Here is a 25,002-nt window from a genome sequence, read left to right on the forward strand (position 1 = left end):
AGAATGCGTGTTCCTCAAATTTCTCAGATCTGGCTCGGAACGATCGGCGACAAGCCGGGCGCAAGGGCGAACGCGGCTGCGTCTCCGGCAGGAAAACGATAGGCCCGCCCGGCCGATTTCGTGCCCTGGCACGGCCTTTGGTACCATTGCGGAACCGCGCGCTGCCACCAACATTGCCAAGACCGACAGAACCAATCTACGCGTCTCCCCTCGTCCGTAATACCGGCGACGGGCGACAACCCGGCAATCGAAAGGACCAAAATGGCTCGCATCCTCGTTCTCTACTATTCCTCCTACGGACATATCTCGACCATGGCCGAAGCCGTGGCCGCAGGCATCCGCGACGCAGGTCACGAGGCCGATATCCGCCGCGTGCCCGAAACCGCGCCGGAGGAGATCGTGAAGAACTTCGGCTTCCAGACCAATGACGAGCACCCGCTGATCGAAGGCCCCGATGCGCTGGGCAGCTACGACGGCATCGTGCTCGGCGCACCCACCCGCTTTGGTCGCCTGCCAAGCCAGATGGCGAGCTTCCTCGATACCTGCGGCGGCGTGTGGGCATCGGGCGCGCTGATCGGAAAGCCGGGCGCTGTCTTCACCAGCAGCAACTCTCAGCACGGCGGGCAGGAAACGACGCTGTTCTCGATGATCACCAACCTGCTGCACTTCGGCATGAGCATCATCGGTCTCGACTACGGCTTCGATGGCCAGAACGGCGTGGACGAAGTGAAAGGCGGCGCGCCCTACGGCGCCACCACCATCGCCGGGCCGGACGGCAGCCGCCAGCCCAGCGACACGGAGATCGAGGGAGCGAAATACCTCGGACGGCGCGTTGCCAACACGGCGGCGAAGCTTTCGGCATAAGAGGCACGAGCCTAGGGCGAGCAGGCAGGGCTAGCACTATGGGCATTGCGACGCTTGGCCGTTAATGCCACCTGATGGAACACGATAGCGCCGGCCTCTCGCCCTTCGATCTTGCCGCCATGCTGGTGGTGGCAAGCGCCCTGCTGGGCTGGTTCAACCACCACTTCATCAAGCTGCCCCATGTCGTCGGCCTGACGGTGATGGGAGCCATCGCTGCCATCGGACTGCTGGCGGCCAATGCCTTCCTGCCCGGCGTGACGCTGGACGATACCGTTGCGCGCCTATTGGCGGAGATGAACTTCACCGACACCCTGCTGCAGGGGATGCTCAGTTTCCTGCTGTTCGCCGGCGCGCTGCATGTCGATCTCGATCGGCTGAAGGCGGACTGGGTGCCGGTGCTGTTGCTCTCCACCGTCGGAGTGATCCTCTCCACGGTGATCGTCGGCATGCTGGCCTGGGGCCTCGGCATGCTGATGGGCCTGCCGCTGGCGCCGATCTGGTATTTCGTATTCGGCGCGCTGATCGCGCCCACCGATCCCGTCGCCGTGCTGGGCGTATTGAAGGAAGAGAAGGTGGACGAAAGCCTGCAGGCCAGCGTCGCAGGCGAAAGCCTCTTCAACGACGGCGTGGGCATCGTGGTCTTCACCATCCTGCTGGGCGCGGCGGTAACGGGCAGCGAATTCAGCCTCGGCGAAGGCGCGCGGCTGTTCCTGATCGAGGCGGGCGGCGGTCTGCTGGTGGGCCTCGTGTTCGGCTACATCGGCTTTCGCGCCATGCGTTCGATGGACGAATATGCGCTGGAGGTGACGATAACGCTCGCCGTGGTGATGGGCGGATACGCACTGTGCACCGCGCTGCATATCTCCGGCCCGCTGGCAATGGCCGTGGCCGGGCTGCTGATCGGGAACCACGGCGTAACCTACGCGATGAGCGACGTGACCCGCGACTACGTGATCCGGTTCTGGGAAGTGGTGGACGAATTGCTCAATTCCGTCCTGTTCCTGCTGATCGGGCTGGAAATGATCGTGCTGGTGCCCGGCGTGGACGAGCTGGGGCTGGCAATTGTGGCCATACCCATCACCCTGTTCGCCCGCGCCGCGGCGGTGACACTTTCCACCCGCGTGGTGCCAGCTGCACGGCCCAAGGCGGAAGGCGCGTGGGGCGTGCTGTGGTGGGGCGGCCTTCGCGGCGGCATTTCCATCGCGCTCGCGCTGTCGCTGCCTGCCGGCCCGGTGCGCGACCTGCTGCTGGCAGCCACATTCGGCGCGGTGCTGTTCAGCGTGCTGGTGCAGCGCATGACGCTGGGCCGGGTGATAGAGCGTGGGAAGGTGCCGCACGAGGCGCATCACGGGGCGCATCACGGGGCCGACACACAAAGGCCGGGCGGGCTGGAGTAACCCTGCGAATGAAAAAGGGCGCCGCGAACCGCAGCGCCCCGCTTCGCTGTAAAGATGATTACCCTTCGACGCGCGTGACCGTTGCTGTCTCGCCGGTTTCACGGTCCGTCGAGGTCCAGACACCGTCGTCGTCCACCATTTCGTCGTTGCAGCTTTCCTCTTCGCCTTCCCCGGTCGTGCACCACACGTTCGGGCCATCGGTGCGCCAGGTTCCGCTGCCGGTCTCTCCGTTGGTGGATATCCAGCTGTAGGTGCCGTCGGCGTTCACCGTTTCGGTAACAACGTCGCCGTTCTCCAGAACCACTTCGTAGGTGCCGGGCGCAGGCTGTCCGTCTGCTGCCATCTGGACTTCCATCGCCGGTTCCTCGACCGCGACTTCTTCTTCCACCATCGGCTCTTCGGTGGCGGCGTCTCCGCAGGCTGCAAGGCCCAGCACGGCAACGAATGCAAGCTTCTTCATTGGTATCCCCCCTTCGTTGATGAAGGCGCGAAGGCTACCACGCTATCGGCCCCCGCAAAGCGCTATCGCGCATGTGGTTGGATTGTCGGAGAAACGTCTGGTCCGACCGGGTGTGTACGCCTCGGCGACTCGGCGCACGGTGTCTCTGATTGCCCCCTTCCTCACTTCGGTGTATAGCGCTCGTTCAAACGCGCCCCGGCACTTTCGCGAACTTCCATCGCGTCGCCGGGGCGCAGTCTTTTTTGCTGTTGAAAGGTCCGTGCCCATGTCCCGCCGTCGCCAGATCTACGAAGGCAAGGCCAAGATCCTCTACGAAGGCCCCGAACCGGGCACGCTGATCCAGTATTTCAAGGACGATGCCACCGCCTTCAACGCCCAGAAGAAGGGCACGATCAACGGCAAGGGCGTGATCAACAACCGCATCAGCGAGTATATTTTCACGCGCCTCGCGCACATCGGCATTCCCACCCACTTCATCCGTCGCCTGAACATGCGCGAGCAGCTGGTGCGGCAGGTTGAGATCATTCCGCTCGAAGTGGTGGTGCGGAACGTGGCCGCTGGCTCCATCGCCAAGCGCCTCGGCATCGAGGAAGGCGAGATGCTGCCGCACACGCTGATCGAATACTACCTGAAGGACGACGCGCTGGGCGATCCGCTGGTGTCGGAAGAGCACATCGCCGCCTTCAACTGGGCCGGACACGAAGAGATGCAGGATATCGCCGCCATGGCCATCCGCATCAACGATTTCCTCTCCGGCATGTTCGCCGCGGTCGATATCCGGCTGGTGGACTTCAAGCTGGAATTCGGCCGCATCTACGATGGCGATTTCAGCCGCGTGATCCTGGCCGACGAGTTCAGCCCGGACAACTGCCGCCTGTGGGACTTCAACACCGGCGAGAAGATGGACAAGGACCGCTTCCGCCGCGATCTGGGCGGAGAGGAAGAGGCCTACCAGGAAGTGGCCCGCCGCCTCGGCGTGCTGTCGGGCGAGGACAACGGCCCCGGCGAAGTGCTGGACATGGATGCCCACCGCTCGCGCCTGCGCACCCCTGCCCCCAAAGCGACCGGACCCAAGCCGAAGAAGTAAGGCCCGCGCACGGTCCCGGCGCTCGGTCATTGCCCCTTAAGCTTGCAGGTGCCATGAAGGCGGGCATGAATTCCCGTTCCTTCGCGGCACTTGCCGCCGTGCTAGCCCTTCCCCTTCTCGCCGTTCGGCCCGCCTACGCGCAGGCACCCGAACTCGCGCAGCAGCCGTGGGACACGGCATCGTCCGTCCCTGCCGACGTTGTCGACGCGTTTCCCGATCTCGTCGGAAGCGACCTGCCGTTCGACAGCGAATACGTGGTGGGCGAACTCGACAACGGGATGCGCTACATCATCCGCCCCAATGCCACCCCGCCCGAACAAGGCAAGGTTCAGCTATGGGTGGACTTCGGCTCCGCCGCAGAGCGCGCGGACGAACAGGGCTATGCCCACTTCATCGAGCACATGGCCTTCAATGGCACCACCAACGTACCCGAGGGCGAAATGGTGCGCCTGCTGGAGCGCGAGGGACTGGCCTTCGGCGCGGACACCAACGCCGCCACCGGGTTCGACAGCACGCATTACCGGCTGGACCTGCCGCGCAACGACATGGAACTGCTCGACACCGCGCTGATGCTGATGCGCGAGACCGCCAGCGAAATCCTGTTCGAGGACGAGGCGGTGGACCGCGAGAAAGGCATCCTCCTTTCCGAGCGCCGCGTGCGCGATACCTACCAGCTGCGCAACACCATCGACACGCTGGGCTTCCTCTACCCCGGCAGCCGCATTTCGGAGCGCCTGCCCATCGGCACGGTCGAGACGATCGAGGCTGCCGACGGCGCATCCCTTCGCGCGCTCTACGAACGCTATTACCGTCCCGAGAACGTCACCGTGATCGTGATCGGCGACTATGACCCGGCCGAGGTCGAGGCCGCCATCGCGGAGCATTTTGCCGACTGGCAGGGAGAGCCCGCGCTGGACAACCCGCCGCTTGGCCCGGTGGACCTATCTCACGAAGGCGCAACGGACATTTTCCTCGACCCGGCGCTGTCCGAACAGATCACCGTTGCCGCCAACGGCGAATGGCTGGGCGAGACGGACACCGTCGCCAGCCGCCGCGCGCGTGTGTTGCGGCAGATCGGCTACGGCATCGTCAACCGTCGCCTGCAACGCCTCGCCCGGCAGGAAGACCCGCCGTTCCGCGGCGCCGCCTTCGGCACCAACGATTTCTTCAAGGAAGGCCGCACCACCAACCTGATCGCCGCCGCTGCCGATGGCGACTGGCAGCGCGCCCTTGCCGCCGCGCAGGAGGAATACCGCCGCGCGATGCAATTCGGCTTTACCGAGGCGGAAGTGGCCGAACAGGTCGCCAATCTCGACCAGGCGATCCAGTCCAACGCCGCAGGTGCCGCCACGCGGGACAACAATGCCTTCATCACCGGCGCCGTCACCCTGCTGCGCGACGGACAGGTGCCCACCACGCCCGCCAGCGCGCTGGAACGCTGGAACGAGCACAAGCCGCTGATCACGCCCGAAGCCGTGCTGGCCGCGCTGAAGGCAGAGGCCGTGCCACTGGAGAACCCGCTGATCCGCTTCCAGGGGCGCACCGCGCCCACAGGCGGCGAGGAAGCCCTGCGCGCCGCGTGGGAAAGCGGCATGGAAGTGGCGCTGGAAGCGAATGAGCAGGCCGAAGCCGTCGACTTTGCCTACACCGATTTCGGTACGCCGGGCGAAGTCGTGTCCGACACCGTGGACGACCGCCTCGATATCCGCACCATCCGCTTCGCCAACGGCGTGATGCTGAACCTGAAGCCGACAGACCTGCAGGAAGACCGCGTCCTGGTGCAGGTAAACATCGACGGCGGCGACCTGCTCGATACGCGGGAGAACCCCCTCGCCACCGCCATGTTCAATTCGCTGCCCGTGGGCGGACTTGGCGAACACACGCTGGACGAACTGCAGACCGTTCTGGCCGGGCGGCGCGTCGGCCTTGGTGTCAATTCGGCCGCCGACACCTTCGCCATGTCCGCCGCCACGACCCCGCGCGACCTGGAACTGCAATTGCAGGTCTATACCGCCACCATTACGGACAGCGCCTTCCGCCCGACCGGCGAAGCGCAGTACTATCGCAACGTTGAGGATTTCTTCGCGCGGCTGAACGCAACGCCCTCTGCCGCTTTCACCAACGGTATCGGCACGATCCTGTCGGACGGCGATCCGCGCTTCTCGTTGCAGCCGAAGGAAGATTACCTCGCGTTGACCTTCGCGGGCCTGCGCGATGCCGTGTCGGACAGATTGGCCAACGGCGCCATCGAAGTTGCGCTGGTCGGCGATTTCGAGGAGCAGGACGCCATCGACCTCGTCGCGCGGACGCTGGGCACACTGCCCCCGCGCGAGGAAAGCTTCGGTGACTACGCGCAGGAACGCCAGCGCGGCTTCACGCAGGATCGCTCTCCCCGCACGCTCTACCACACCGGCGCAGACGATCAGGCCATGCTGGTGATGGTGTGGCCCACCCGCGACGATTCCGATCATGTCGAGAACCTTCAGCTCGAAATGCTGGAGCGGGTGCTGCAACTGGAAGTGACCGACGTCCTGCGCGAGGAACTGGGCCAGACCTACTCTCCCCAGGTCGATGCCGACCAGAGCCGCACCTACGAAGGTTACGGCACGTTCGATATCTCCGCCCAGGTGGACACCGGGCAGGTGGATGCCGCGCGCGATGCCATGCTCTCAGCCGTGGAGACGCTGCGCGCCGGGCCGGTGGACGAGGACATGCTGTTGCGCGCTCGCCAGCCGCTGCTGGAAGCCTACAGCAACGCGCTCGATACCAACAACGGCTGGATGAACCTGATCGACCGCGCCCAGACGGAAAGCGAGCGTATCGACCGCTTCCTGGCGGGGGAGGAGCGGCTGCGCGCCGTCACTCCGGAAGACGTGCTCACGGTCGCGCAGCGTTACCTCGACCCGGCCCAGCGCGTGGAAGTGCGCGTGCTGCCGGAGCCGGAGGGCGACGAAACCTAACCGGGTATCAGCGTCGAATGGATATGCAGGTCGCCCAGCAAGGTCTTGTGAACCGGGCACTTGTCGGCAATTTCCATCAGCCGTTGGCGTTGCTCCTCGCTAAGGTCTCCCGATAGCTCGATCGCGCGGTCGATCACCTGGATCGGCGTGCCATCCTTTTCGCAGTCGACGCAGTCCGTGTGATGATCGCGGCTGTGCTCCATTTCGATCCGCACGCTTTGGAGCGGCCACTCCTTGCGCTCCGCATACATCTTGATGGTCATACTGGTGCAGGTGCCCAACGCCGATAGCAGCAGGTCGTAAGGCGTCGGTCCGTGGTCGCTGCCGCCGTAGCTGACCGGCTCGTCCGCGATGAACTCGTGGCTGGCGGTGCGCACCCACTGGGCGAACTTCCCGCCCGCGGTCGAGACTTCCACCGTCCCCGCAAACTCCTCGCGCGGCTCTTTAGGCAGGTCGGCAAGGTAGGGCGTGAACCACGCGGCGATCATGTTCGCGGCATATTCCGCGCTGCCGGTTTCGGTCAGCAGGTGATCGGCGTTGTCGAGCGCGACGAAGCTCTTGGGATGTTTCGCCTTCTCGAAAATGAGGCGGGCGTTCTCGATCCCGACGACCTCGTCCTGCGGGGAGTGCATCACCATCAGCGGCAGGCCGAGTTTTTCAATGCGCTCGCCCTGCGGCTGGTCACGCCCCTGCTCAAGGAACGCGCGGGCAATGCGGAACTGGCGTCCGGCGAGTGTCACTTCGCCCTCGCCGTCTTCCTCGATATCGTCGATGGCATCGCCGAAGTGCTCGAACACGTGGGCGGCATCGTAGGGCGCGTTGAGCGTGGCGACGCCGCGCGCCTGCGGCACGTGCTCCGCTGCGGCCAGCACTGCCGCACCGCCCAGTGAATGGCCCACCAGCAGCACCGGCGGCAGGCCGCGATCGGTCAGCGCCATTGCCGCGCAGGTCAGGTCCTCCACATTGGTGGCGAACCCGGCATTGGCAAAGTCGCCGTCGCTGCCTCCCAGTCCGGTAAAATCGAACCGCAGCACGGCAAGGCCCTTGGCCGCAAGGGCGGAGGCAACGCGCGTGGCGGCGTGGCTCTGCTTGGTGCAGGTGAAGCAATGGGCGAACAGCGCGGCGGCGCGCGGCTTCGTGTAGAGCGGCAGTTCCAACCGCCCGTCCAGCGTCTGCCCGTTCTTGCCGGTAAATGTGAATTTCTCGGTCGCGATCATGTTCTGCAAGCCCTCCTGCCGCGCGGCTTTCCTACACGCGCCATGGCACACCAATGCATGGGACGATGCAACCGTTTCAATCCCTCTTGATGCTGCCGCCGGCCCGCCTGCAACGGCCCCTCCGCTTTTTCGCTTCTGGACACTGTTCCATGTGTTCCAGGTTAGTTGGATTTCGCGCGCAATTCCCCGGCGGATTGCGCCGCCGCCCCTTGCCCATCGCGGCGGCAATCGCCATAGGCTGCGGCGAAACCAACCGAGACTTCACGCGAAAGGTCCGATCCATGAAAGTCCGCATCCATGTCAGCCTGAAGCCCGGCGTGCTCGATCCGCAGGGCCGCGCCGTGCACCACGCGCTGGAGGGCCTTGGCTACAAGGGCGTGGAAGACGTGCGCATCGGCCGCCTGGTGGAGATGGACGTGGCCGACGATACGTCGGATGCCGCGCTCGATGAGATGTGCCAGAAGCTGCTCGCCAACATGGTGATCGAGAACTACCGCATCGAGAAGGTCGCCTGATGAAGACCGCAGTCGTCACATTCCCCGGATCGAACTGCGACCGCGACATGTGGGTCGCGCTGCGCGACGTATCCGGCAAGGAGCCGGTAAAGGTGTGGCACGGCGATGCCGACCTGCCCGGCGGCCTCGATTTCATCGCCCTGCCCGGCGGCTTCTCCTACGGCGACTACCTGCGTTCGGGCGCGATGGCGGCGAACAGCCCGATCATGCGCTCCGTCGCCGCCGCAGCAGAGCGCGGCGTGCCGGTGCTGGGCGTGTGCAACGGCTTCCAGGTGCTGACCGAAGCGCAATTGCTGCCCGGCGCACTGATGCGCAACGCGGCACAGACTTTCATCTGCCGCACCGTGCCGCTGGTGGTGGAGAACGACACCAGCCTGTTCGCAAGCGCCTACACGAAGGGTGAGACGATCCGGATTCCGGTCGCGCACCATGACGGCAACTACTTCGCCGATGATGAAACGCTGGACCGGCTCGAAGGCGAAGGCCGCGTGGCTTTCCGCTATGCAGAGAACTGCAACGGCTCGCGCCGCGACATCGCGGGCGTGCTGAATGGCAAGGGCAACGTGCTGGGCATGATGCCCCACCCCGAGCGCGCCATCGAGCCCGCCCACGGCGGCAGCGACGGACGCCGCCTGTTCGAAAGCGTGATCGGCAGTCTGGTCGGGGCCTAGGCGGCTCGCGTTCCGCGGCCCTTCACCACCAGCGAGCGGGCCTCGACCGCCTTCATCGGGCGGCCGAAGTAATAACCCTGGATCTTGGTGCAGCCCAGCTCGCGGATCAGCGCGGCCTGGGTGGCGTCCTCGACGCCCTCGGCGGTCGTGGTCATCTCGAGGCTGCGCGCCATGGCCACCACGGCGCGGATGATGGCGAGGCTCTCCTGGCTCTCCTGCGTGGCACCCTGCACGAAGCTCTTGTCCACCTTGATAGTGGAGAAGCGCAGCGTGCGCAGGTAGCCGAGCGAGGAATAGCCGGTGCCGAAATCGTCCAGGGCGACGGAGCAGCCGAGCGCGAGGATCTCCTCCAGCGTCTGCCGCGCGGTACGGCCATCGCGCAGGAACACGCTCTCGGTGACTTCCACTTCGAGCCGGTGAGCGGGCAGCCCGGTATCCGCCAGCGCCCGCACCACGCTGTTGGCGAAGTTGGGCTCCAGCAATTGCTCGCCCGACACGTTGACCGCCACCTTGATATCGTCCGGCCAGCGGGTCGCCTCGCGGCACGCCTCCTGCAGCACCCATTCGCCGATCGGCACGATCAGACGGGTATCCTCTGCCAGCGGGATAAACTTGGCCGGGCTGACGAAGCCGTGTTCCTCGCTGTTCCAGCGCAGCAGCGCCTCGAAGCTTACCACGGTCTCGCTGCGGGCGTTGACCACGGGCTGGAAGTTCAGTTCCAGCTCTTCGCGCCCGATGGCACGCCGCAGGGAAAGCTCCAGCTTGCGGCGCTCTTCCGCATCGGCATGCAGCGAGGGCATATAGCGGTAGTGCGTGTTGCCGCCCTCGTCCTTCGCCCGGTAGAGCGCGAGGTCGGCGTTACGCATCAGCGTTTCCACCGAATTGCCGTCGCGCGGCCCGACGGCAGAGCCCACACTCGCACCGATGAACAGCGTGTGGTTGTCGATCACGTAGGGTTGCGAAAGCGTTTCGATGATGGCCTCTGAGAGACGGTCCACCCTGCCGTTATCGGTGGCATCGCGGATAACGACGGCGAACTCGTCCCCGCCAAGTCGCCCGCAACGCTCGTTCTCGGTCATCACTGCATCGAGGCGCTTCGAAACTTCAGCCAGTAGGCGATCGCCCAGTTGGTGGCCGAGGGAATCGTTCACCGCCTTGAACCGGTCGAGGTCGATCATCAGGAAGGCGCAGCGCGTCTTCCACTTATCGGCATAGCGCATGGCATCGCCCAGTGCTTCTGTCAGCATCAAGCGATTGGGAAGACCTGTCAGCGTGTCGTAGCGGGCAAGGTAGGCGATCTTCTCGTCACGGTCGCGCTGCTCGGTGACGTCGGAACCGACCCCGCGAAAACCGATGTAGCTGCCGTTGTCATCGTAGATCGGCGTGCCCGAAAGCTCCCACCAGCGGCGACCGGCCTCGAGATAGACCTGCACCAGCAGGTTGGAGAAGTGCTCCCGCCGTTTCAGCTTTTCGGCCAGTTCGTGAAGGCTGCGTGGAAACTCCCCGCTTTCCCACGATGATCCGGCGATCAGCTTGATGAAACTCTCTCCCTCGATATCGTGCGGGGTGGAGCCGAAAGCGAAAGCGAAACGCGGCGAGGCAGACCGGATGCGCCTGTTCGTGTCGACCTGCCAGAGCCAGTCCGATTCCTTTTCCTCGAACTCGCGCAGCAAGAGGGAGACGACCTCGTCCTTCTCCGCCACGCCTGCTTCCGCGATCTTGGCGGAAAGGTAGGTTCGCGCAGATCGGAGCGCGCCGGCAACAATCGTGACGGTGTAGGCCGCAGCAGCGATGGCGAAAATGAAATCGCCGGTAAGGAGGAAGGAGGCGACGCCTGCCGCGCCAACCACGAGGTCGAACAGTACCGTGGCGACCGGCGCCGTTGCCATCGCAGCCGCACTGCCAGCGATCAGCATCGCGGCAATCGCCCAGAGCGCGTAGTGATCCGTTACCGTTCCCTGCGGAACGAAGAACATCAGCGCGGCGACCCATGGTATGGTGCAACCGCCAACGCCGAGGGCCTGGCGGGTGAATTCGTTCCACTGGACGCCGCGCTTCTCGATATCGATGAAGTTGCGATCGATCCGCGTAACGTTCCACACAGCCGCCACGACGCCGAGCATCCAGATCCCGAGAATCCAGTGCGCTATCGTGTTGAGATAAAGCGAAACTGCCAGCAAAGCGGCAAGGCCGTGAGCGGCAATGCGGATTAGCGAAACCTTGTGCAGTTCCGAATACTGGAGCGTGCGCAGCCGGGTCCAGTCACCCTCGCCGGGTTCGCGCAGGCCAATGACCTGCAGGAAACTCATCTGCAGCGGAAGGCTGGGGAGTCCAGAATGCTTGTCGCTCACACGACCGCGATAACCGCCAATAGTTATTGCCCGGTAAAGTCAGCCGAAATTAGGCAGTAACGCTGAAAATCATTCGACAGTCACCGATTTCGCGAGGTTGCGCGGCTGGTCCACATCGGTGCCCTTGGCCACGGCCACATGGTAGGCCAGCAATTGCACCGGAACGGCATAGACCAGCGGAGCGATGAGCGGGTGCACCTTGGGCATCTCGATCACTGCCATGCAGCCCTCGCCCGCCTGCTCGATCCCGGCCTTGTCGGAAATCAGCACCACCTTGCCACCGCGCGCCTGCACTTCCTGCATGTTGGACACGGTCTTCTCGAACAGCGGTCCGGAAGGCGCGAGGACGATAACCGGCACCTTGTCGTCGATAAGCGCGATGGGGCCGTGCTTCATCTCGCCGCTGGCATAGCCTTCGGCATGAATGTAGCTGATTTCCTTGAGTTTGAGCGCCCCTTCCAGCGCCAGCGGGAAATCCGCCCCGCGGCCCAGATAAAGCACGTCGCGCGCCGGCGCGATCAGGTGCGCCATGTCGGCGATTTCCTCGTCGTGATCCAGCGCCGCGTTGAGGCACGCGGGCGCCTCCAGCAGGTGATCGACGATGATCGCTTCCTCGCGGTGGTTCAGCAGCCCCTTCTTCACCGCGAAATGCGCCGCCAGCGCCGCCAGCACGGCAAGCTGGCAGGTAAAGGCCTTGGTGGAGGCGACGCCGATCTCCGGCCCCGCGTGGGTGGGCAACAGCAGGTCCGCCTCTCGCGCCATCGAACTTGTAGGCACGTTGACCACCGCGGCAATCACCTGCCCCTGTTTGCGACAGTGGCGCAGCGCAGCCAGCGTGTCCGCTGTTTCTCCGCTCTGCGAGATGAACAGGGCCAGGCCACCGTCGGGCAGCACGGGTTCGCGGTAGCGGAACTCGCTTGCGTAATCGATGTCCACCGGGACGCGGGCGAACTGTTCGAACCAGTATTTCGCCACCATCCCGGCGTAGTAGGACGTGCCGCAGGCGACGATCGTGATGCGGTCGATGGCGGAAATGTCGAAATCGATCTGCGGCAGGGCCACGCGCTGTTCGCCGGGGCGCAGGTAGCTGCGAAGGGTCTGCGCCACCACGGTGGGCTGCTCGAAGATCTCCTTCTGCATGAAGTGGCGATAGTTGCCCTTCTCGATTGCCGCGGCAGAGGCGCCGGAGGTCTGAACCTCGCGCTCGACCTCGTTGCCATCGAGATCCCGGATTTTCGCGCCCTTCCGTGTGATCGTCACCCAGTCGCCTTCCTCGAGGTAGGCGATCTGCTGCGTGAGCGGGGCCAGCGCCAGGGCGTCGGAACCGAGGAACATCTCGTCCTCACCGTAGCCGACGACCAGCGGCGAACCGAGACGCGCGCCGATGAGCATGTCGGGGTGGTCGCGGAAGGCAATTGCCAGCGCGAAAGCTCCGCGCAGGCGCGGCAGGACGGCCGCGACGGCATCTTCCGGAGACATGCCCTCTTCGATCCGGCGCGAGATCAGGTGGACAACCACTTCGGTGTCGGTCTCGCTTTCGAACTGCCGCCCCTCGGCGCGCAATTCGTCGCGCAGTTCCTTGAAATTCTCGATGATACCGTTGTGGACCAGCGCGACATGTTCCGTCGCGTGCGGGTGGGCGTTCTTTTCGGTGGGGGCGCCGTGGGTCGCCCAGCGGGTGTGGGCGATACCCGTTTCGCCTGCGGCGGGATTGTTCGCCAATTCCTCCACCAGTCCGTTCAGCTTGCCTTCCGCCCGGCGGCGTTTCAGCTTCCCGTCGTGAACCGTGCAGATGCCAGCGCTGTCATAACCGCGATATTCCATCCTGCGCAGGCCGTCGACCAGTCGCGCCGCAACGTCGCGATGACCGACAATTCCGATAATTCCGCACATAAATTCAGTTCCTTGTCCCTAATGAGGGAAATTCTGGTCCACGAACATGTGGGCGAATTGCACCGGCTCGGGTTCGTGTCCGTTTTCTGCGATGAACCTCGCGCGCCCCTTGTCCCACATCTCGACAATCGCGGGCTGCATTCCTTCCGGGAACTGCATCCGCTGCGCCACGATATCCTGCCAACTGCCTGTGCCGCCGAAAGTTTCGCGGAAATAGGGTTCGGCCTCGACCAGCCACTTCGCATTCGCCTCGTCCAGCTTGCCGATGGCATCCAGCACGTAACTGTCGAGCAGGCGGAGGAAGGGCTTGCCCTCGTAGCGGTCGGTCACTTCTTCTTCTCGGCCTTCTTGCGCTTCATCGCGTCGTGGAAGCGATCTGCCCAGCCCGGCTTCACCAACTGGTCTGCCCGGACCATGCGAAGCTCGCCATCGGCCACATCGCGCGTCACGGCGCTGCCTGCCGCCACGATCGCATCGGCACCGATACTCACGGGCGCGATCAGCGCCGAGTTGGAGCCAATGAAAGCGCGTGGTCCGATCGTGGTCTGGTGCTTGAAGTATCCATCGTAATTGCAGGTGATCGTACCTGCACCGATGTTTGCGCCAGCGCCCACTGTAGCGTCACCCAGGTAGGTGAGGTGATTGGCCTTCGCCCCCTCGCCCAGCGTGGCCTTCTTGATCTCGACGAAGTTGCCGACCTTGCTGCCCTTCTCCAGCACCGCACCGGGACGCAGGCGGGCGTAGGGCCCCACTTCAACGCCCTCGCCGACAGTGGTGCCTTCGAGGTGGCTGAAAGCGCGGATCGTCGCGCCGCTTGCCACCGATACGTCGGGGCCGAAGACCACGTTCGGCTCCACGACGACGTCGGCAGCCAACTGGGTGTCGTAGCTGAAAAACACGGTGTCGGGAGCGCGCAGCGTCACGCCCTCTTCCATCACTTCCTCGCGCCGCAGCGCCTGCCACTGCGCCTCAGCCGCGGCCAGTTCTGCGCGGCTGTTGATGCCTGCGACCTCGTCCGCATTGTCGCAGGATACGACAGCGCAGTTATGACCGTCGGCAATGGCGATGTTGACGATGTCGGGGAGGTAATACTCGCCCTGCGCGTTCTCGTTCCTCACCCGGTCAAGCAGAGCGAAAAGGTCTTCGCTGCGGGCAGCGAGCAATCCGGAATTGCAGAGAGTGCATCCGCGCTCGTCTTCGGTCGCGTCCTTGTACTCCACCATTTTCAGGATGCGGCCCTGCTGCGCGATGACGCGACCGTAGCGCAGCGGATCGTCCGGCTCGAAACCCAGCACCACGGCGGCAGGGGAATCGACGGCGCGCAGCCTATCGATCATGGCCTGCATGGTGCCGGCTTTCACGAAGGGCACGTCGCCGTAGAGCACCAATACGTCGCCCTCGAAGCCCTCCAGAGCCTCCTGCGCCTGCTGCACCGCATGGCCTGTGCCCAGCTGCGGTTCCTGCACAGCGAAGTCCACACGGCCCTCGAGCCGTTCTTCAAGCTGTTCGCGCGATTCGCCAACGATGGTGACGAGCTTTTGCGGACCGAGCGTCTCGACGCTGGCGAGCAGATGCTCGATCATCGGCCTTCCGGCCACCTCGTGCAGCACTTTGTGCCGGCTGCTTTTCATGCGGGTGCCCTTGCCCGCGGCAAGGATGATGGCGGCGATGGGTCTCTCACTCATGACAGGCGCCATGCCAGCAATTGATTGCAGTTTCCATATCTCTCCCCCACATGCCCCCGCGATGAGCAAATTTCCTTTCGATATCGTCCTTTTCGACCTCGACGGCACGCTGGTGGACAGCGCCCGCGACCTGTGCCCAGCCGTCAACCACGCGCTTGGCACGATCGGCCGCGATGGCGTGAGCGAGACGGCCACGCGCAACATGATCGGCGGCGGCACCGACATGATGCTGACCCGCGCACTGGAAGCCACGGGCGGTCTGGTGGACGAGGCCACCTACAAGGAACTGAGCGGCGCGCTGCTGGAGTTCTACTGGGACAACATCGCCAACAACACGGTGCCCTATCCCGGTTGCCTCGGCGCGCTGGACCAGCTGGCGGCGCGTGGCTGCAAGCTGGCGGTGGTGACGAACAAAAGCGAGAAACCGGCCCGCGAATTGCTCGATGCGCTGGAAATGACGGACCGTTTCGCCGCGATCTACGGCGGCGACACGCTGGGCCGGGAACGCGCCAAGCCCAAGCCCGATATCCTCCAAGCCGCGATTGCGGACTGCGGTGGCGGACGCGCGGCGATGGTCGGCGATTCGACTTATGACGTGCGGGCCGGAAAGGCAGCCAACCTCCCGGTCGTCACCTGCCGCTACGGCTATCACGATGTGCCGGTCCATGAACTGGGCGGCGACGTGATGATCGACCATTTCGACGAACTGGTGGGCGTGCTGGAAGACCTATAGCGGCCTCGCGGCCGCTTACTGGTCCACTGCTTTCAGCAACCGCCGCTCGACGGGCGCGAGCACGTTGTTCAGTTCGTGACCGCGCTTCAGCACCTGTCCCTGCTCTCCGAACAACGCCCACATGCCCTGTTTCTGGTGCAGCGCGGGGCGCTTTTCCAGTCGCATCTGCGGCACGTCGGCGGTGCGGCGGAAGGCAGCGAAGGTGGCACAGTCGCGAGTGAAATCCATCGCGTAGTCGCGCCATTCGCCAGCAGCGACCATCCGTCCATAGAGATCGAGAATTCGGGTAAGCTCGTGCCGGTTGAAGCCCACCTGTTCGGGCGAGCGCTGACCGGGAAATGCTACGATATTCGGCCCTGCAGGGGCGGCCATCAACTACGGGCCCCGCTCTTGCGCGGTTTTTCGCCGCCATCGTCGGGCGTGGGCAGGCTCTTGCGAAGCTGCGCCATTTCCTCGCGCAGGAGCTGGATCTCGGCTTCGAGCACTTGCACTCTTTCGCTGGGCAAGGGTTCGCAGGGTTCATCGCAGGGCGTGCCGTAAGGGATGAATTCACGCAGCCAGGTCTCGGCAGGCACCAGTGTGGAGCGCGCCTTGAGGCCGATCATGGTCGCACCTTCCGGCACGTCGTCCGTCACCACGGCATTGGCACCCACCCGCGCCCGTTCGCCCACCGTGATCGGCCCGATTACCTGCGCCCCCGACCCGATGATCACGTTATCGCACAAGGTCGGGTGACGCTTCCCGCCCTGTCCGTTTGTGGGGTTGGTGCCACCCAGTGTCACGCACTGGTAGATCGTCACGTTGTCGCCGATTTCCGCCGTTTCGCCGATCACCGTGAAGCCATGGTCGATGAAGAAATTCTTGCCGATCTTCGCGCCTGGATGAATGTCGATCGCAGTCATCCAGCGGGAGACGTGGTTCACGAGGCGGGCAAGGAAGAACAGCTTGGCCTCGAACAGCCAATGGGCGATCTTGTGCATGCCGAGAGCCAGAACCCCCGGATAAAGCAGGATTTCCCACCGCGAGCGCGGCGCGGGATCGCGCGCGTGGATCGAGTCCAGATAGGCGACAAGCCGGTCGAACATAGCACTCAGTTTCCCATCAAAACCCGCTCAGATCAAGCGTGGCTCCTCCGGCCCGTGCACCGCTTCCAGTGCAGCGCGCCAGATACCGAGGGTAGGTGGGGCCTTTCGCTCGAGAGACAAGCGGTCGATGGTAGCGACCAGCTTTTCCAGTTCCTCCTGCGAACGTGACGCACGCGGGACGAGATAGTCGGCTGCATCGGCAGGCAGCGGCAATCCGCGTTCCTGGGCGAGGGACAACAACAGGTCGCGCGCCATGTCATCGTCCGGCTGGGCGATTTCCAGTTGCAGGGAACCGCCAAGGCGAGAGCGCAGGTCCGGCAGGGTGATGTTCCACGGCGGCTCTCCGCCGACGATCAGCAGCGGCGTGCCCTGCTCCTGCGCGCGGTTCCAGCGATGGAACAGCGCGTCCTCGGGCATCGCCTGTCCGTCGTCGATGGCATCGCCCTTGCCGCTTTTCGAGAACCACCTCGCCAGCAGGGACTTTCCGGACCGTGGCGGCCCCGTAAGCACGGCCGTACGATAGGGCCAGGTCTCGGGCGACAATAGAGCTTCGGCCACGTGCGCATTGGCATTGCCCACCACGATCCGCGCAGGGCCTTTGCCGCCGGCTGCAAGGGGAAGTGCGATCTGGCTCATCTCTTGAGCCCTTAGCGCGAAATGCCGAGCGCGTTCTGCCCTTCATTGACGGACCAGCCGCGCTGGCGCAGCGCGGCGGCCAGGGCAGAGATATCTCCGGCGTAGGTCACATCGAACACGGACGCACCGCCGATCGCGGTTGAGCGGACCGAGACCCGCGTCACGCCTGGCACGGCACGAAGGGCCGCAATGGCACCGTCGAAGTCGGAAGCGTCGGGCGTTGCCACCTGCACTCCGTAGCTCGCCGTCGGAACAGCGGTCTCAACCGGCTGGGGCTGCGCCGCGCCGTCGATCGATACGCCCGCCGGTGTGTCGCCTTCTCCCGCCGCGGCAGCCTGTTCCGCCAGTTCTGCCGCTCGCGCCGCCTCGAGCAAGGCGCGCACTTCGTCGCTGATCTCGATGTTGTCGAGCGTCAGCGTGGGGTCGGGCCGCAGGGTGCCGTCGGCCAGGGCGGCGGCAAAAATTTCATTGAACCGCGTTACTGCGCGCTCGAGCATTTCGGGCAGTTCTTCGGCATTGTCGGCGCGCATGGTGAATTCGTCGAGGAAACGGTTGTCCGGCCCGTAGCGCGCGGTGAAGCGACCCTCCACCGGTCCGCCGGGCCATTCCCACCGCAGGTTGGCGATCGGCACGAGAACGTCAGCCGCCCCGAACTGGTCGAGAATATTGTTCCACCATGCACGGCTGCGGCGGCCCGTCTGCCCGTAAGTGAGCAACAGCGATTCGCCACCCGAACCGGCTGGCCGGACATAGTCGATGGTGCTGGAGCCGAACTGGTATTCCGCCCATGCCCGCTGCCAGGGGTTGCGCACCTCGAACATGGTTTCCGTGCCGCCGGAAATCAGCACCGGCAGCGTAAGCATGGGGGCAGAGCGCGAGTTGGAACCGCCTGCGCCCAGCAGGGCGCCCGCACGCTGCCGGTCGAAAATCACGCCGAGCCGCGCGATGTAACGGCGCGGGCCGATGTTCTCTTCTTCCACCACGATTGCGGCGACCAGCGATTCGAGGCGCGAATCGGGAATGTCCGGCCCGTCCAGCCTTTCCCACGCGATGCGCTGAGCCTCGCGCCAGCCGTTTGCGCGAGCGTCTTCCGCGTTCTCGCCGTGAACGTCTACCTCGATGCCGTCCACCTCGATGTCGCTGCTGCTGGCGACAGGCGCGATCCCCCGCTCCCCGGATACCTGCGCGTAGAGCGCGACCGCGGCGAGAAGGGCGAGCACGAGCACGGCAATCGCCGCAATTGCGGTTGGCAGGCGCTCATTTGTGGGGCGAGAAGAGGGAAAAACGATGTTCATGGGGGAATTCGCCGGTCTTTTGCCCAAAGGCGAGTGGAATTCCAAGCGCGAATGCGTATGGCAGGTGCATGAATTCGGACAAGCAATCCTATACCTACGAGCAGGCTGGCGTTTCCATCGACGCAGGCAACCGCCTCGTGAAAGCCATCGGACCGCTGGTGAAGGCCACGATGCGCCCGGGCGCCGATGGCGAAATCGGCGGATTCGGCGGTTTCTTCGACCCAAAGGCTGCGGGCTACAAGGATCCGCTGCTGGTGGCAGGCAACGACGGAGTCGGCACCAAGCTGAAGCTGGCAATCGAGACCGACCGGCACGATACCGTCGGCATCGATCTCGTCGCCATGTGCGTGAACGACCTGATCGTACAAGGGGCGGAACCGCTGTTCTTCCTCGACTACTTCGCCACCGGCAAGCTGGAGAACGGCATTGCCGAGCGCGTGATCGCGGGCATTGCTCAGGGCTGCAAGGAAGCAGGCTGCGCGCTGATCGGCGGAGAAACGGCAGAGATGCCGGGTATGTACGCGCCGGGCGATTACGACCTTGCCGGGTTCTGCGTCGGGGCGGTGGAGCGCGGCGAGCAATTGACCGGAGAGCGCGTTGCGCCGGGCCATGTGTTGCTCGGACTTGCCAGTTCCGGCGTTCATTCCAACGGTTTCTCGCTCGTCCGGCGGCTGGCCGAGGACAAGGGCTGGAAGCTGGATCGCCCCGCCCTGTTCGATCAGGACCAACTGCTGATCGACGCGCTGATCGCGCCCACCCGCATTTATGTGAAGAGCCTGCTTCCTACGGTACGCGCGGGCCACATCGATGCCCTTGCCCACATCACCGGCGGCGGGCTGCTGGAGAACCTGCCGCGCGTCCTGCCTGAAGGTGCGCGTGCAGTAGTGGACGCCGACAGCTGGGCCCAGCCGCGCCTGATGGCTTTCCTGCAGGCGCAGGGCAATATCGAGCCGGGCGAAATGGCACGCACGTTCAACTGCGGCGTGGGCATGGTGCTGGCGGTCACGCCCGACAAGGTCGATAGCGTCACCGCAGCGCTTACCGATGCAGGCGAGAGCGTGTTTCGCATCGGTGAGATCGTGGAAGGCCAGCGGGGCTGCACGGTGAGGGGGCCTGCCGGCACATGGTCAGCCCGGGCAGACTGGACCGCGGATCACGATGCCTGAGCAGAAGGCGAAGATCGCCTGCCTGCTGTCCGGCAACGGCACGACGATGTCGGCGCTGCTGTTCCAGTCGCGCCTGCCCGATTGCCCCTATGAAATCGTGCTGGTCGCCAGCAACAATCCCGATGCGCCGGGCCTGAAGATCGCCGCGGCGGAAGGCATTGCCACGTTCAGCCACGATCATCGCGGCATGGATCGGCGCGAGCATGAGCAGATCATGGACGCGGCCTTGCGCAAGTCTGGCGCGGAATACCTCGCGCTGTGCGGATACATGCGCATCCTGACGGCGGATTTCGTGAACGGCTGGGAAGGCCGGATGGTCAACACCCACCCCAGCCTGCTGCCCAAATACAAGGGACTGGATACGCACCAGCGCGCTATCGAGGCGGGCGAGGACTACGGCGGCTGCTCGGTCCACGTGGTTACGCCCGAACTCGACGGCGGGCCGCTGCTGGGGCAGATGCCGGTCGCCATCCTGCCTTCGGATACGCCAGACAGCCTCGCGCACCGTGTGATCCTGGCCGAGTACCAGCTTTACCCCCGCATGGTGGCCGATTACGTCGGGCGGCATTACCGGGCGGACTGGCTGCTGGAGAAAGTGCGCGAACTTGCCATGGCCCTGCCCGAGGCAGAGGAGCGCGAGAGCCACGGCGCGCCGGGCTGGCGCAGCGGCGGCAAGAGCGGCAAATACTTCGCCTACCTGTCCGAGAAGCATCACGGCGAATCGCATATCGGCCTGCTGGTGAAGACCGGCGGACCGGACGAGGTTGCAGACCTTGCCGAGACCGCGCCCGAAACCTATTACCGCCCGGCCTATTACGGAGCGAGCGGATGGGTCGGGATCATTCTCAACAGGCCGGGCGTTGATTGGGACCATGTTGCTGAATGGCTTGAAAGAAGCTGGCGCTCCGTTGCTCCAAAGCGGCTCACGAAGCTGCACGATGCCGCAGACGAATTCTGACGCATGAGCCTGCCGCCTCGCCCACATCCCTGTGCCCGGTCCCCCCGCGTGGATCGCGTGAACGGCTGGCTGGAGAAGGCCTGGCGCAAGGGGCTCACTTACCGGCCTTCGCTGGATCCCGATGACTTGTGGAGCAAGGCCCTGCGCGATGCCCCTGCGGCGGGCGAACAGAGTCCGCGCAGCGAAGCCGATTGTGCCGATTTTCGGCTGCGACTCGAAATCCTGTGCGAATCGCTGGTGTCCGAGGCAGCCCTCAACCCGCTCGGCCTGACCATGGCGCATGGCCAGCTCGTGCGCGCAATTCGCCAGCGACTGGAACTCGGCGCGCTGTGGCAAGCCGAGCCCGAACTGCTGGAAACGCCGCTTGCCCCGCCGGTGATCGTGGTGGGCCACATGCGCAGCGGCACCACGCGCGTCCATCGCCTGCTCGCCGCCGACCCTTCCCTGTCCGCGACGCGGTTCTGCGATAGCTGGCAGCCAGTTCCGCGCTCTCCTGATACGCGGCCCGCCTGGTCTGCTTTCACGCTTTTACTCGCCCGCGCGTTGGACCCGTGGATCGATACCATCCACCCCTTCGGCGTCACCCGCGCCGACGAGGAACTGGGCTGGCTTGCCGCCGCGCTCGATCACTCCGCCTACGAAGCGCAGTGGCACATCCCGTCATTCACCGCCTTCAGCGAAACGCGTGATCCAACACCTCTCTACCGCGAGTTCACGCGCATGCTGCGTACGGACGCGAACTGGCACGGAAATGCCCACCGCCCGCGCGTTCTGAAAGTGCCGCAATTCTCGGAGGATCTGCCTGCCCTGCTGGGACAGTTCCCGGGGGCGCGCGTGGTACGGACGCAGCGCTGCGCGAACGACACGGCCGCCAGTGCCGCTTCGCTTGTTGCGAACCAGATGGCCATGCAGTCCGACACGGTCGATTACTCCTGGATCGAGGCGGAGGTAGCGCGAAAAATCGCGTTGCGGGAGGAACGGATGGATAGGGCTCTCGCGGCTTTTTCCGGTCCGCTGACCACGGTGGATTTCGATGCCCTGAACCACGATTGGGAAGCCGAGGTGCGACGCGTTTACGAAGACTTGTCGCTGCCACTGACCACTGAGGCGCTACAGGCAATGCGCGGCGAACAGGGCCGGGCCCAGCATTCGCCTCACACCGCACACAGTCGGCAGATGCACAGATTCTCGGAAACCACAGCCTGACCGAGGCGCGTTGAGCCTTTCTAAGGTCCGCTTGTGGCTGCCGCCGCGTCTGGATCGACAGAAATGCCGACCTTCTGCGGCAACAACATTCGCGCGAGCGGTAGGTCCACCGCACCATAGCTTTGCCAGAACGCCACCTTTCCCGCTTCGACACGGACGCGCCACAATGTGTCCTTCGCCAGCCTGGGGTCCCTCGCCTCGGCTCGCCCGCGCACAAGCACTTCGTCGCCGCGAAGCACGATCGTTTCTGTGTCGATCCTGAAATCGGTTTCGGAACTGAAGAATACGCGCAATGCACTCAGCGCGTTGTCACGCCCCTCCAGCCAGCCGCCCCTGCTGTCGACGAGGCGACAATCTTCTGCAGGCAGCCCCTCGAGGTTTGCCGGATCGCCCGTGTTAAGCGCGGAAATATAGCGGCGCACCACCGAAACAGGCTGCTCCTTGCGGGATCGAAAGATAGCGATCTCCATCCAGAGCCGATGGCGGGGACGAGTTCATTCTCGCCCAATTACCGACTCCGGCTTCGCAGAATATCATAGTTGGTGCATGCGCGCCCAACGCTCGATGCTGTTGGCGCCTTCATACAACCCTGACGCATTCGGGAGCTATTTACGCTGCCCCGTGACTTGCGCGATCATCGATGGCGTCAGCCTGTTGCTGTAGGACTGCCATTCCAGCATCTGTCCATCCTTCACACGCGCGCGCCACTGGCTCGCCGCGGCCATTTCCATACTGGTGGTTTCAGAATTGCCGGACACGAGAACGTCCTCGCCGCGTTCCACCATGTCGCTGACGTGCAACTGGTAATCCGGCGCGAGTTCAGCCACCCGGCGAAGCAGCTCGAGAGCAGGGCCTGATCCGCGCAGCTCCTTGTTGGAATTGTCGATGATGCAGAAGTCGTCGGCCAGCAGCCGCTCCACGGTCGCAAAATCGCGCGCATTCATGGCGTCCACGAAAGCGCGCACCGTCTGGGTCGGCGACTTTCTGAGCCAGGAAAACACATCAACCTCCCGCGATCCCTCGTTCGGACACGTGCGGCCTTGGAGGAAAAACTGTTAAAAAACAGAAACCCCCTGCGACCCGTGGCAACAATACCACCAGTCGAGGGGGTCTGAAAAGCAGTTCCGAAGAACGCTAAGGTTAATCAGCCGACGATTTCGTCTTCGTTGAAGAAGTATTCGATCTCGATCTTGGCGTTTTCATCGCTGTCCGAACCGTGGACCGAGTTTGCCTCGATGCTTTCGGCATAGGTCTTGCGGATGGTGCCTTCCTCGGCATCGGCTGGGTTGGTCGCGCCCATTACCTTGCGGTTGCGCAGCACGGCGTCTTCGCCTTCCAGCACCTGCACCACAACCGGACCGCTGATCATGAAGTCGACCAGTTCGCCGAAGAAGGGGCGTTCCTTGTGAACGGCGTAGAAGCCTTCGGCCTGTTCGCGGGTCATCTGGATGCGCTTGGAAGCGACGACGCGCAGGCCGGCGTCTTCCAGCATCTTGGTGACGGCGCCGGTCAGGTTGCGACGGGTGGCATCAGGCTTGATGATCGAGAAGGTGCGGGTAACCGCCATGGGAAGTTCCTTTGCGAAGTAATGTTCTGTTGTTGAGATTGCGCGCGCGCACTAGCGCCCTCGCCCACGCAGGGCAAGATGGCTTGCGCGGCGGCGCACCTGAAGGCGGCTCAACCGGGTTGGGTCAGTTCAGGCCCTGCCCGACGACGAGTTGCCCCGTGGTCGTGCCATCGGCGCCGGACGCGTTGAAGCTGAACGTCTGGCCGTCCTCGCCCTCGCCACCGATCATCATGCTGCCATTCGTGGTCATCTCCATCTGGATTTGGACCCCGGCAGCCTCTGCCTGTCGGCGATAGAAGGAAACCATGTCCTCTGGCGACGAATCACTCTGCATGATGACGAGCGCGCCCTGCCCGTCCCCCTGGTTCATCGTCGTGGTGGAGACGACGCTCGCACCGGGATAGAGCGAGAAGCCGTCGGGCAGGTCGACGGCAGAGCCCGTGCCGGAATTGATGACGATTTCCTGGCCGTCTTCCCCGGTAATCCGCATCGACGTGTCACCTCCGTCGCGGTCTACTTCGTAGGCGACGGTTTCGCCGTCCTCGGTTTCTATCGTGCCCTCATCGGAACTGCCGCAAGCGGTCAGCAACAAGGCGGCGGCGGAAAGGGTGAGAAGTGTGCGCATGGTTTCCCCCGTTTGGATCGGCGGGAATGTCCGCCCACCGGGTGCGAAGGTCAAGGCCCCTCGACCCAGCGGCCTTCCTGCTGCTTCCAGAACCGGCGCTCCATCCCCTCTCGGTCCTGAAGGGCCTTCCAGGTCTGCCGTGCCCCTGCGATGGTTTCCTGGTCGAACAGGAACAGCACCCGCTGGAAGCTGTCGCCCGGTTCGCGCCACTGCCCATCGGCAATGAGCAGGTAGCCGGCACCGTTGGCGGGATCGACCTCGTTCGAAAGCAGGATGGGCTGCACCGCGTCGTGCTCGTCCCCCGCAATGCCGTTGGCAAGGAATGCCTCGGGCTGGGCTTCCCACAGCGCCTTGCTCACTTCTTCCAGCAGCGAAAGTTCGTCCGCCACCACCAGCAGCCGCTCGCCCGCCTGCCGCACCTTGCTGGCGAGCAGGGCCACGGCGGCGGGAGCAGGGTCGCTGGAAAGAAGGTAGAAATCCACTCTCATGCCGGGTTCTGCCCCTTCGAGCGTTTGCAGCGTTCGGAACAGTATTTCACGTTGTCCCAGTCCCGCTCCCACTTCTTGCGCCAGGTGAACGGAAGGCCGCAGGCGGCGCAAGTCTTCGTGGGCAGGTCTGCCTTCTTTCGCAT

26 protein-coding genes are annotated in these 25,002 nt (G+C 64.4%); 10 read left to right on the forward strand and 16 right to left on the reverse strand.

Annotated features, from left to right (window positions below; translation table 11 throughout):
• Nucleotides 1-261 precede the first annotated feature (261 nt).
• Nucleotides 262-864 (forward strand): NAD(P)H:quinone oxidoreductase, encoded by a 603-nt coding sequence (gene wrbA / locus ABFX23_RS14230; RefSeq protein WP_346033660.1) that lies wholly within the window; start codon nt 262-264, stop codon nt 862-864.
• A gap of 74 nt (nt 865-938) precedes the next feature.
• Nucleotides 939-2,261, forward strand: coding sequence for a cation:proton antiporter (locus tag ABFX23_RS14235; RefSeq protein ID WP_346033661.1), 1,323 nt, complete (start codon nt 939-941; stop codon nt 2,259-2,261).
• 58 nt (nt 2,262-2,319) lie between these two features.
• Here ABFX23_RS14235 and ABFX23_RS14240 read toward each other — a convergent pair whose 3' ends face one another.
• Nucleotides 2,320-2,721 (reverse strand): hypothetical protein, encoded by a 402-nt coding sequence (locus ABFX23_RS14240; protein ID WP_346033662.1) that lies wholly within the window; start codon nt 2,719-2,721, stop codon nt 2,320-2,322.
• A 265-nt stretch (nt 2,722-2,986) separates the two neighbouring features.
• Here ABFX23_RS14240 and purC point away from each other — a divergent pair, with 265 nt between their 5' ends.
• Nucleotides 2,987-3,808: a phosphoribosylaminoimidazolesuccinocarboxamide synthase gene (gene purC, locus ABFX23_RS14245; protein ID WP_120076708.1), complete on the forward strand. Its 822-nt coding sequence runs from the start codon at nt 2,987-2,989 to the stop codon at nt 3,806-3,808.
• A gap of 65 nt (nt 3,809-3,873) precedes the next feature.
• Complete coding sequence (locus ABFX23_RS14250; protein WP_346033663.1) at nt 3,874-6,768, forward strand: M16 family metallopeptidase; 2,895 nt, start codon at nt 3,874-3,876, stop codon at nt 6,766-6,768.
• Here the strand turns inward: ABFX23_RS14250 and ABFX23_RS14255 are convergent.
• Complete coding sequence (locus ABFX23_RS14255; RefSeq protein ID WP_346033664.1) at nt 6,765-7,985, reverse strand: bifunctional alpha/beta hydrolase/OsmC family protein; 1,221 nt, start codon at nt 7,983-7,985, stop codon at nt 6,765-6,767. The genes ABFX23_RS14250 and ABFX23_RS14255 overlap by 4 nt on opposite strands.
• A gap of 281 nt (nt 7,986-8,266) precedes the next feature.
• On the opposite strand from ABFX23_RS14255, the gene purS reads away from it, so the two are divergent.
• Both purS and purQ read left to right on the forward strand, forming a co-directional pair.
• Nucleotides 8,267-8,500: a phosphoribosylformylglycinamidine synthase subunit PurS gene (gene purS, locus ABFX23_RS14260; protein ID WP_346033665.1), complete on the forward strand. Its 234-nt coding sequence runs from the start codon at nt 8,267-8,269 to the stop codon at nt 8,498-8,500.
• Nucleotides 8,500-9,171 carry a phosphoribosylformylglycinamidine synthase subunit PurQ gene (gene purQ, locus ABFX23_RS14265; RefSeq protein ID WP_346033666.1) on the forward strand — a complete coding sequence of 224 codons (672 nt, stop codon included), beginning with the start codon at nt 8,500-8,502 and terminating at the stop codon, nt 9,169-9,171. The genes purS and purQ overlap by 1 nt, the downstream gene beginning before the upstream one ends.
• Here purQ and ABFX23_RS14270 read toward each other — a convergent pair.
• From ABFX23_RS14270 to glmU, 4 genes are all read right to left on the reverse strand, one after another.
• Nucleotides 9,168-11,480: a putative bifunctional diguanylate cyclase/phosphodiesterase gene (locus ABFX23_RS14270; RefSeq protein WP_428831672.1), complete on the reverse strand. Its 2,313-nt coding sequence runs from the start codon at nt 11,478-11,480 to the stop codon at nt 9,168-9,170. The genes purQ and ABFX23_RS14270 overlap by 4 nt on opposite strands.
• 111 nt (nt 11,481-11,591) lie before the next feature.
• Nucleotides 11,592-13,415, reverse strand: coding sequence for a glutamine--fructose-6-phosphate transaminase (isomerizing) (gene glmS / locus ABFX23_RS14275; RefSeq protein ID WP_346033668.1), 1,824 nt, complete (start codon nt 13,413-13,415; stop codon nt 11,592-11,594).
• A gap of 18 nt (nt 13,416-13,433) precedes the next feature.
• On the reverse strand, nt 13,434-13,745 hold the full coding sequence (locus tag ABFX23_RS14280) for a hypothetical protein (protein WP_120076713.1): 312 nt from the start codon (nt 13,743-13,745) through the stop codon (nt 13,434-13,436).
• Nucleotides 13,742-15,100: a bifunctional UDP-N-acetylglucosamine diphosphorylase/glucosamine-1-phosphate N-acetyltransferase GlmU gene (gene glmU / locus ABFX23_RS14285; RefSeq protein ID WP_346033669.1), complete on the reverse strand. Its 1,359-nt coding sequence runs from the start codon at nt 15,098-15,100 to the stop codon at nt 13,742-13,744. The genes ABFX23_RS14280 and glmU overlap by 4 nt, the downstream gene beginning before the upstream one ends.
• Nucleotides 15,101-15,161: 61 nt before the next feature.
• Here glmU and ABFX23_RS14290 point away from each other — a divergent pair, with 61 nt between their 5' ends.
• Nucleotides 15,162-15,833 carry an HAD-IA family hydrolase gene (locus ABFX23_RS14290; protein WP_346033670.1) on the forward strand — a complete coding sequence of 224 codons (672 nt, stop codon included), beginning with the start codon at nt 15,162-15,164 and terminating at the stop codon, nt 15,831-15,833.
• A 15-nt stretch (nt 15,834-15,848) separates the two neighbouring features.
• Here the strand turns inward: ABFX23_RS14290 and ABFX23_RS14295 are convergent, their stop codons facing one another.
• Genes ABFX23_RS14295 through ABFX23_RS14310 form a run of 4 tightly spaced genes read right to left on the reverse strand, consistent with a single transcriptional unit; the run spans nt 15,849 to nt 18,849 of the window.
• Nucleotides 15,849-16,205: a DUF2794 domain-containing protein gene (locus ABFX23_RS14295; RefSeq protein WP_346033671.1), complete on the reverse strand. Its 357-nt coding sequence runs from the start codon at nt 16,203-16,205 to the stop codon at nt 15,849-15,851.
• The gene (gene epsC, locus ABFX23_RS14300; RefSeq protein ID WP_346033672.1) at nt 16,205-16,918 is read right to left on the reverse strand and encodes a serine O-acetyltransferase EpsC; all 714 of its coding nucleotides are present in this window, start codon (nt 16,916-16,918) and stop codon (nt 16,205-16,207) included. Before epsC ends, ABFX23_RS14295 begins: the two co-directional genes overlap by 1 nt.
• A gap of 27 nt (nt 16,919-16,945) precedes the next feature.
• The gene (locus ABFX23_RS14305; RefSeq protein ID WP_346033673.1) at nt 16,946-17,554 is read right to left on the reverse strand and encodes an HdaA/DnaA family protein; all 609 of its coding nucleotides are present in this window, start codon (nt 17,552-17,554) and stop codon (nt 16,946-16,948) included.
• Between the two features lie 11 nt (nt 17,555-17,565).
• Nucleotides 17,566-18,849 (reverse strand): heavy-metal-associated domain-containing protein, encoded by a 1,284-nt coding sequence (locus ABFX23_RS14310; RefSeq protein WP_346033674.1) that lies wholly within the window; start codon nt 18,847-18,849, stop codon nt 17,566-17,568.
• Nucleotides 18,850-18,917: 68 nt separating this feature from the next.
• Here ABFX23_RS14310 and purM point away from each other — a divergent pair, with 68 nt between their 5' ends.
• From purM to ABFX23_RS14325, 3 genes are read left to right on the forward strand one after another with little or no spacing between them, the layout of a single operon-like run.
• A complete protein-coding gene (purM, locus tag ABFX23_RS14315) occupies nt 18,918-20,015 on the forward strand; it encodes a phosphoribosylformylglycinamidine cyclo-ligase (RefSeq protein ID WP_346033675.1) in 1,098 nt (365 codons plus the stop codon).
• The gene (gene purN / locus ABFX23_RS14320) at nt 20,008-20,973 is read left to right on the forward strand and encodes a phosphoribosylglycinamide formyltransferase (protein ID WP_346033676.1); all 966 of its coding nucleotides are present in this window, start codon (nt 20,008-20,010) and stop codon (nt 20,971-20,973) included. Before purM ends, purN begins: the two co-directional genes overlap by 8 nt.
• Before the next feature lie 48 nt (nt 20,974-21,021).
• The gene (locus ABFX23_RS14325) at nt 21,022-22,179 is read left to right on the forward strand and encodes a sulfotransferase family protein (RefSeq protein ID WP_346033677.1); all 1,158 of its coding nucleotides are present in this window, start codon (nt 21,022-21,024) and stop codon (nt 22,177-22,179) included.
• Nucleotides 22,180-22,199: 20 nt separating this feature from the next.
• Here ABFX23_RS14325 and ABFX23_RS14330 read toward each other — a convergent pair whose 3' ends face one another.
• The 6 genes from ABFX23_RS14330 to ABFX23_RS14355 all read right to left on the reverse strand — a co-directional run bounded on the left by ABFX23_RS14330 (nt 22,200) and on the right by ABFX23_RS14355 (nt 25,002).
• Nucleotides 22,200-22,604: a nuclear transport factor 2 family protein gene (locus ABFX23_RS14330; protein WP_346033678.1), complete on the reverse strand. Its 405-nt coding sequence runs from the start codon at nt 22,602-22,604 to the stop codon at nt 22,200-22,202.
• Nucleotides 22,605-22,784: 180 nt separating this feature from the next.
• The gene (locus tag ABFX23_RS14335) at nt 22,785-23,180 is read right to left on the reverse strand and encodes a nuclear transport factor 2 family protein (RefSeq protein WP_346033679.1); all 396 of its coding nucleotides are present in this window, start codon (nt 23,178-23,180) and stop codon (nt 22,785-22,787) included.
• A 143-nt stretch (nt 23,181-23,323) separates the two neighbouring features.
• Nucleotides 23,324-23,746, reverse strand: coding sequence for a nucleoside-diphosphate kinase (gene ndk, locus ABFX23_RS14340; protein WP_346033680.1), 423 nt, complete (start codon nt 23,744-23,746; stop codon nt 23,324-23,326).
• Between the two features lie 124 nt (nt 23,747-23,870).
• Nucleotides 23,871-24,371 carry a hypothetical protein gene (locus ABFX23_RS14345; RefSeq protein ID WP_346033681.1) on the reverse strand — a complete coding sequence of 167 codons (501 nt, stop codon included), beginning with the start codon at nt 24,369-24,371 and terminating at the stop codon, nt 23,871-23,873.
• A gap of 50 nt (nt 24,372-24,421) precedes the next feature.
• Entirely contained in the window at nt 24,422-24,859 is a 438-nt protein-coding gene (locus ABFX23_RS14350; RefSeq protein WP_346033682.1) for a DNA polymerase III subunit chi, read from the reverse strand.
• Nucleotides 24,856-25,002 carry a DUF2256 domain-containing protein gene (locus ABFX23_RS14355; RefSeq protein ID WP_346033683.1) on the reverse strand — a complete coding sequence of 49 codons (147 nt, stop codon included), beginning with the start codon at nt 25,000-25,002 and terminating at the stop codon, nt 24,856-24,858. Before ABFX23_RS14355 ends, ABFX23_RS14350 begins: the two co-directional genes overlap by 4 nt.

This window comes from Erythrobacter westpacificensis (assembly GCF_039542285.1).
GTDB lineage: Bacteria > Pseudomonadota > Alphaproteobacteria > Sphingomonadales > Sphingomonadaceae > Alteraurantiacibacter > Alteraurantiacibacter westpacificensis.